The 5,122-nt window shown below is 77.1% G+C and carries 6 protein-coding genes and 1 pseudogene; 2 read left to right on the forward strand and 5 right to left on the reverse strand.

All coding sequences use genetic code 11. From position 1 onward, the window contains the following. The coding region (locus AB6N23_RS17170) for a hypothetical protein (protein WP_412867190.1) at positions 1-821 on the forward strand (821 nt) is incomplete at its 5' end. Continuing rightward, positions 818-1,681 (forward strand): hypothetical protein, encoded by an 864-nt coding sequence (locus tag AB6N23_RS17175; RefSeq protein ID WP_412867191.1) that lies wholly within the window; start codon positions 818-820, stop codon positions 1,679-1,681. The genes AB6N23_RS17170 and AB6N23_RS17175, both read left to right, overlap by 4 nt. Before the next feature lie 96 nt (positions 1,682-1,777). On the opposite strand, the gene AB6N23_RS17180 is transcribed toward AB6N23_RS17175, so the two are convergent. The 5 genes and pseudogenes from AB6N23_RS17180 to AB6N23_RS17200 all read right to left on the reverse strand — a co-directional run. Beyond that, entirely contained in the window at positions 1,778-2,506 is a 729-nt protein-coding gene (locus tag AB6N23_RS17180) for a DUF72 domain-containing protein (protein WP_412867192.1), read from the reverse strand. A 103-nt stretch (positions 2,507-2,609) separates the two neighbouring features. Beyond that, positions 2,610-3,590: a GNAT family N-acetyltransferase gene (locus AB6N23_RS17185; RefSeq protein WP_412867193.1), complete on the reverse strand. Its 981-nt coding sequence runs from the start codon at positions 3,588-3,590 to the stop codon at positions 2,610-2,612. A gap of 4 nt (positions 3,591-3,594) precedes the next feature. Next, complete coding sequence (gene purQ, locus AB6N23_RS17190) at positions 3,595-4,290, reverse strand: phosphoribosylformylglycinamidine synthase subunit PurQ (RefSeq protein WP_412867194.1); 696 nt, start codon at positions 4,288-4,290, stop codon at positions 3,595-3,597. Beyond that, positions 4,290-4,577 (reverse strand): phosphoribosylformylglycinamidine synthase subunit PurS, encoded by a 288-nt coding sequence (gene purS / locus AB6N23_RS17195; RefSeq protein ID WP_136518107.1) that lies wholly within the window; start codon positions 4,575-4,577, stop codon positions 4,290-4,292. Before purS ends, purQ begins: the two co-directional genes overlap by 1 nt. 135 nt (positions 4,578-4,712) lie before the next feature. Beyond that, positions 4,713-5,122 (reverse strand): annotated as a pseudogene (locus tag AB6N23_RS17200) (hypothetical protein); the annotation flags it as partial.

Genomic DNA, 5,122 nt, shown 5'->3' on the forward strand with positions numbered 1-5,122 from the left:
CGGCGCCCGAGGCGGCGCCCGCGGCGGCGCACGAGCCGGTGCCCGACGGCGCACGGCCCGCCTCCGGGCCGGCCGGCTTCTGCGACGGCGACGGACCGGTGCCCCTCGTCGTCGAGGGCGACCTGGTCGTCAGGGGCACGTGCTACCTCGGCACGACGACGGTGCTCGGCGACCTCGTCGTCGAGGCGGGCGCCGACGCGCGCATCTCGCCGAGCCGGGTCGCGGGCGATGTCCGCGTGGGCCCCGGCGGCACGGCGTGGCTGTACGCGACGGCCGTGGGCGGTGGGGTGCACCTGGACCGCGCGCGGGAGCTCGGCGTCTCCGGGTCGGTCGGGCGGAGCATCCGCGGCAAGGCCGACTCGGTCGACGTCGCGGACGCCGTCGTGCGCGGCGCGATCAACCTCGCCGCGCCCGAGCGGGCGCGGTACCCCGGCTTCCGGCTGTTCCGCTCGGAGGTCGGGGGCTGGGTCAACGTCCACGGCGGGCAGGTCGAGATCGGCGAGTCGGTGCTGCGGCGCGGGCTCACGCTGTCCTGGGTCCGCGGCGCGGGCGTGTGCGAGGGGCGCGTCGCCGCGGACGTGACGATCCGCCACGCGCGCGGGCCCGTGGAGGTCGGCGGTGTGCCGATGGAGGACCACTGCGGGCTGCACCCGCCGCGCGAGTCGCCCGTCTTCGAGTCCGACCTGCTCGTCCTCGACAACACCGGGGACGTGACGCTGCGGCAGGTCGTCGTGCGTGGCGACCTCGACTGCTCCGGCAACACCGGGCGGCTCCTGCCGGGCGTCCTGCAGGACGGCGAGCGGCGGGGGCAGTGCGCATGAGGGCCGGGACCGCGCCGGCGACCGTGGCTGCCGTCGTCACCGCCCTCCTCACCGCGCTCGTCACCGCGCCGCCCGCCGCGGCCGCGCCGGGCCCCGGAGCGCGCACCTGCGGCGACAGCGTCGAGCGGACGGTGGTCACGGGGGACGTCGAGGTCGTCGGCACGTGCCGCCTGCTGCGCGTCGTGGTGCTGGGCGACGTGCACGTCGCCCCGGGCGCCCGGGCGTACCTCGTGGACAGCCAGGTGGTGGGCGACCTGCACGTCGGCCGCGACGCGCGCGCGACCGCGCAGGGCACGGACGTGCGCGGCGGCGTGCACCTCGACGACGCGCTGCAGCTGCGGACCACCGGCGCGGTCGGCCGCAGCGTGCGGGGCCGCGCCACCGAGGTCGAGATCGCCGGGCGCGTCGCCGGTGCGGTCAACGTCGCGTTCCCGTTCGACGCGGTCCACACGGGTCTGTTCCTGCACGGCGCCACGGTCGGCGGCTGGGTCAACGTGTACGGCGGTCAGAACGTCGTCCTCGCCTCGCGGCTCGGACGCGGGCTCACGCTGTCGTGGTCGCGCCGCACCGCCGTGTGCGAGACGACGGTGCAGGCCGACGTCACGGTCCGCCGCGCCCGCCGCGACGTGCAGCTCGGCGACGTCAGCCGGCTCTCGCCCGAGTGGCTCGGCTGCTCGGTCGAGCGGCTGCCCGTGCGCGGGCAGTACCGCGGTGACCTCGTGCTCGAGGACAACGTCGCGGGCGTCGCCGTGGAGAACACCGACGTCGCGGGTGACCTCGTGTGCCGGCGCAACGACGTCGTCCCGGTGCTGACGTCCGACGTCACGGTCGGTGGCAGCCGCGTCGGGCAGTGCGGATGACCGCGCGGGGCGCGCGTGCCGGCCGGACGAACCCGGAGAGACCATGACCCGGGCACGCCGACCGGTCGGTGCGCGTGAGCACGGCGCCCGTCCCGGTCAGCGCGCGAGCAGCTCCCGCAGCCGCCACGCGTCCCGCACGGCGTTCCCCCCGCCGTCGTTGTTGAAGTACGCGACGACGTCGCGGCCCTGCGTGTCCCACTCCCCGATCCGGTCCGCCCACCACCGCAGGTCGTCGTCGCCGTAGGAGCCGGCGTACAGGTGGTGGTGGTCCGGCCCGTGCAGGCGCACGTGGACGAGCCGGGACGTGGCCCGCAGGACGCACGGGATCCCCGCGCCGGAGACGACGCAGTACGCGGCGCCGTGCCGCGCGAGCAGGTCGAAGACTGCGTCGTGCTGCCACGACGGGTGCCGCAGCTCGACGGCGACCTGCACCCAGCCGGGCAGCGTGCCGAGGAAGTAGCCCAGCCGCGCGTCGTCGCGCTCCATGTCGGGCGGCAGCTGGACGAGCAGCGACCCGCGGCGGCCGCGCAGCTCGTGCCAGCAGCGCGCGATGCGCTCCGACCACACCTCCGGGCCGTACAGCCGGCGCGCGTGCGTCAGGCCGCGCGGCGCCTTCACCGACATCGTGAACCCCTCGGGCAGACGTTCCCGCCAGCTCGCGAACGCCGGCTCGCGCGGCCACCGGTAGAAGCTCGCGTTCAGCTCCACGGTGTCGAACGCCTCGACGTACCGCGCGAGCCGCTGCGCCGCCGGCAGCCCCGGCCGGTACAGCACACCGTCCCAGTGGTCGTACGACCAGCCGGACGTGCCGATGCGGACGGTCATGGCGGCACGCTGCCGGGCCCGGCCGCGTGGTGCACGTCGGCGGGCGGGAGCTGCGGGAGGACGCCGGTGACGCGTGCGGGTGTCGCACCCCGCCGCCGGTCGCTCAGAGCGGGCGGGCGAACCACAGCAGGTCCGGTGTGCCCGACCAGTCGACGGCCGGGCGCACGGGGCGGTAGCCGAGCCGCAGGTAGAGCCCGATCGACGTCGGCGGCACGACGCCCGTGTCGAGCACCGCCGTCGTGCAGCCGTGCGCGCGAGCGGCGTCCGCGGCCGCCGTCATGAGCGCGTGCCCGACGCCCCGACCGCGCAGGTCGGGGGTCACGTACAGGCGCTTGACCTCCGCCCACCCGTGCGGCCACGGCGCCGGGGCGCGGCGCACGGCCACGCAGCCGACCGCCGCGCCGCCGACCCGCGCGACGAGCGTGGCGAGCACACCCTCGCCGGCGTGGGCGTCGGCGCGCGCGAGCGCGGCGTCGTCCGGGTCCGCGTGGTCCCCCGGCGTGCGGGCGGCCAGCTCGACGACCATCGCGCGGCGCAGCGCCACCGCCTCGGGGTCCTCCCACGCGACGGGCGCGATCGTGACGTCGGCGGGCGGCGCGGGCGCCACGGCGGGTGCGGCCCGGAGCTCCTTGGCGAAGCAGCGCGAGTCCGGTGCGTCCGCGTACTCGCCCCACCGCGGGACGGGCCGGTAGCCGGCGGCCAGGTAGAGGCCGATCGCCTCGGGCTGCAGCACGCCGGTCTCCAGGACGAGCCGGCGCAGGCCGCGCACGCGGGCGGCGTCCTCGAGCTGCGTCAGGACGCGGCGGGACAGCCCGCGCCCGCGCCAGGCCGGACGCACGTACATGCGCTTGAGCTCGCCCGTGCCGGGGCCCAGCTCCGGCGCGTCCCGCAGCGCGCCGCTCGCGACGGGCTCGCCGTCGGCGCGCAGCACGAGCATCACGGCGATCGTCTCGCCGGTCATGTCGTGGCCGATGTCGTCCTCGCCGTACCGCTCGCGCAGCTCGGCCTGCTGCGCGTCGCGCAGGCGCCGCGCGTCGGGGTCGTCCCACGGGACGGCCGTCACCACGACGTCGGCCGACGTCATGGCGTCAGCCGACGAGCGCGCGCAGCACCGACGTGAAGAACCGCAGGCCGTCGGTGCCGCTGCGCGGGCCCTGCGCGCCGTCGGGGCCGAAGCCCGGCTCGACGGCGTGCTCCGGGTGCGGCATGAGGCCGACGACGTTGCCCGCGGCGTTGGTGATGCCGGCGATGTCGCGGCGCGAGCCGTTGGGGTTGCCGCCCTGGTAGCGGAACACGACCCGGCCCTCGCCCTCGAGCTCGTCGAGGGTGCGCTCGTCCGCGACGTACTGGCCGTCCTGGTTCTTCAGCGGGATCGTGATGTCCTCGCCGCGCTCGAACTCGCGCGTCCACGCCGTGTCGCTGTTCTCGACCGTGAGCACCTGCTCGCGGCACAGGAAGTGGAGGCTCTCGTTCTTGATCATCGAGCCGGGCAGCAGGTGCGCCTCGGTGAGGACCTGGAACCCGTTGCAGATGCCGAGCACGGGCAGGCCCTTGCCGGCGGCCTCGACGACCTCACCCATGACCGGAGCGAACCGGCTGATCGCGCCGGCGCGCAGGTAGTCGCCGTACGAGAACCCGCCGGGCAGCACGACCGCGTCGACGTCCTTGAGGTCCGCGTCCGCGTGCCACAGCGCGACGGGCTCGCCGCCGGCCAGGCGCACGGCGCGGGCCGCGTCGCGGTCGTCGAGCGTGCCGGGGAACGTGACGACGCCGATGCGGCTCATCAGGCCAGACCCTGGCTCGCCACCGTCGCGGCGGCGTCGGCCTCGATGTCGGCGACGCGCACGACGTCCTCGATCACCGGGTTGGACAGGACCTGCTCGGCGGCGGCCGCGGCGGCCTCGAGCACCTCGGGCGTCACCGGCCCGTCGACCTCGAGCTCGAACCGCTTGCCCTGCCGGACGGACGTGAACTGCCCGAAGCCGAGGCGCGGCAGCGCGCCGGCCACGGCCTTGCCCTGCGGGTCGAGGATCTCCGGCTTCGGCATCACGTCGACGACGACTCGTCCCACGGGTGTGCTCCCAGGTTCACGGCAACGGGGGTCGGACCGATCCTACGGCCCTGCGCGGGGCGACCGGGGCGGCGTCCGCGGACGCACGTCCCGGCGCGGCAGCCACGGCGCGGGAGCCACGGCACGGCCGCCACGTCAGGGCGACGGCGCGGGCCGACCCTCCGGTCCCTCGACCGGGTCCACCGGCACGAGCCCCGGGCGCGGCAGGTCCACCGCGGGCGGGAGCCCGTCCGCGAGCGCCCGCACGACGTCGACCGCCGCGAGCCCCGGCCGGCCGGCGACCCAGCGCCCCGTGCCCACGACGACGGGCGCGGCCGCCAGCGCGACCGTCAGCAGCAGCGTCCCCCACTGGCCGTGCACGTCGCCGCCGAGCAGGAGGGCCACGACGCCCAGGACGGCCGCGACCGCCGCGACCGGGCCGGCGAGCAGGAGGCCGGGGGTCGCCTCGACGACCCGTCGACCCGGCTGCGGGGGCGGGTCGGCCAGCCACCGGCGGCGACGCCGCGCGAGGGACGCGACGGCGGCGCCCACGGCCAGGGCGGCGG

Source organism: Cellulomonas pasadenensis (assembly GCF_047229365.1).
Taxonomy (GTDB): domain Bacteria; phylum Actinomycetota; class Actinomycetes; order Actinomycetales; family Cellulomonadaceae; genus Cellulomonas.

Bases quoted from the DNA above. Each gene is read 5' to 3' on its own strand.
- AB6N23_RS17180 (WP_412867192.1), bottom strand. From the start codon at position 2,506: ATGACCGTCCGCATCGGCACGTCCGGCTGGTCGTACGACCACTGGGAC.
- purQ (WP_412867194.1), bottom strand. From the start codon at position 4,290: ATGAGCCGCATCGGCGTCGTCACGTTCCCCGGCACGCTCGACGACCGC.
- AB6N23_RS17175 (WP_412867191.1), top strand. From the start codon at position 818: ATGAGGGCCGGGACCGCGCCGGCGACCGTGGCTGCCGTCGTCACCGCC.
- AB6N23_RS17185 (WP_412867193.1), bottom strand. From the start codon at position 3,590: ATGACGTCGGCCGACGTCGTGGTGACGGCCGTCCCGTGGGACGACCCC.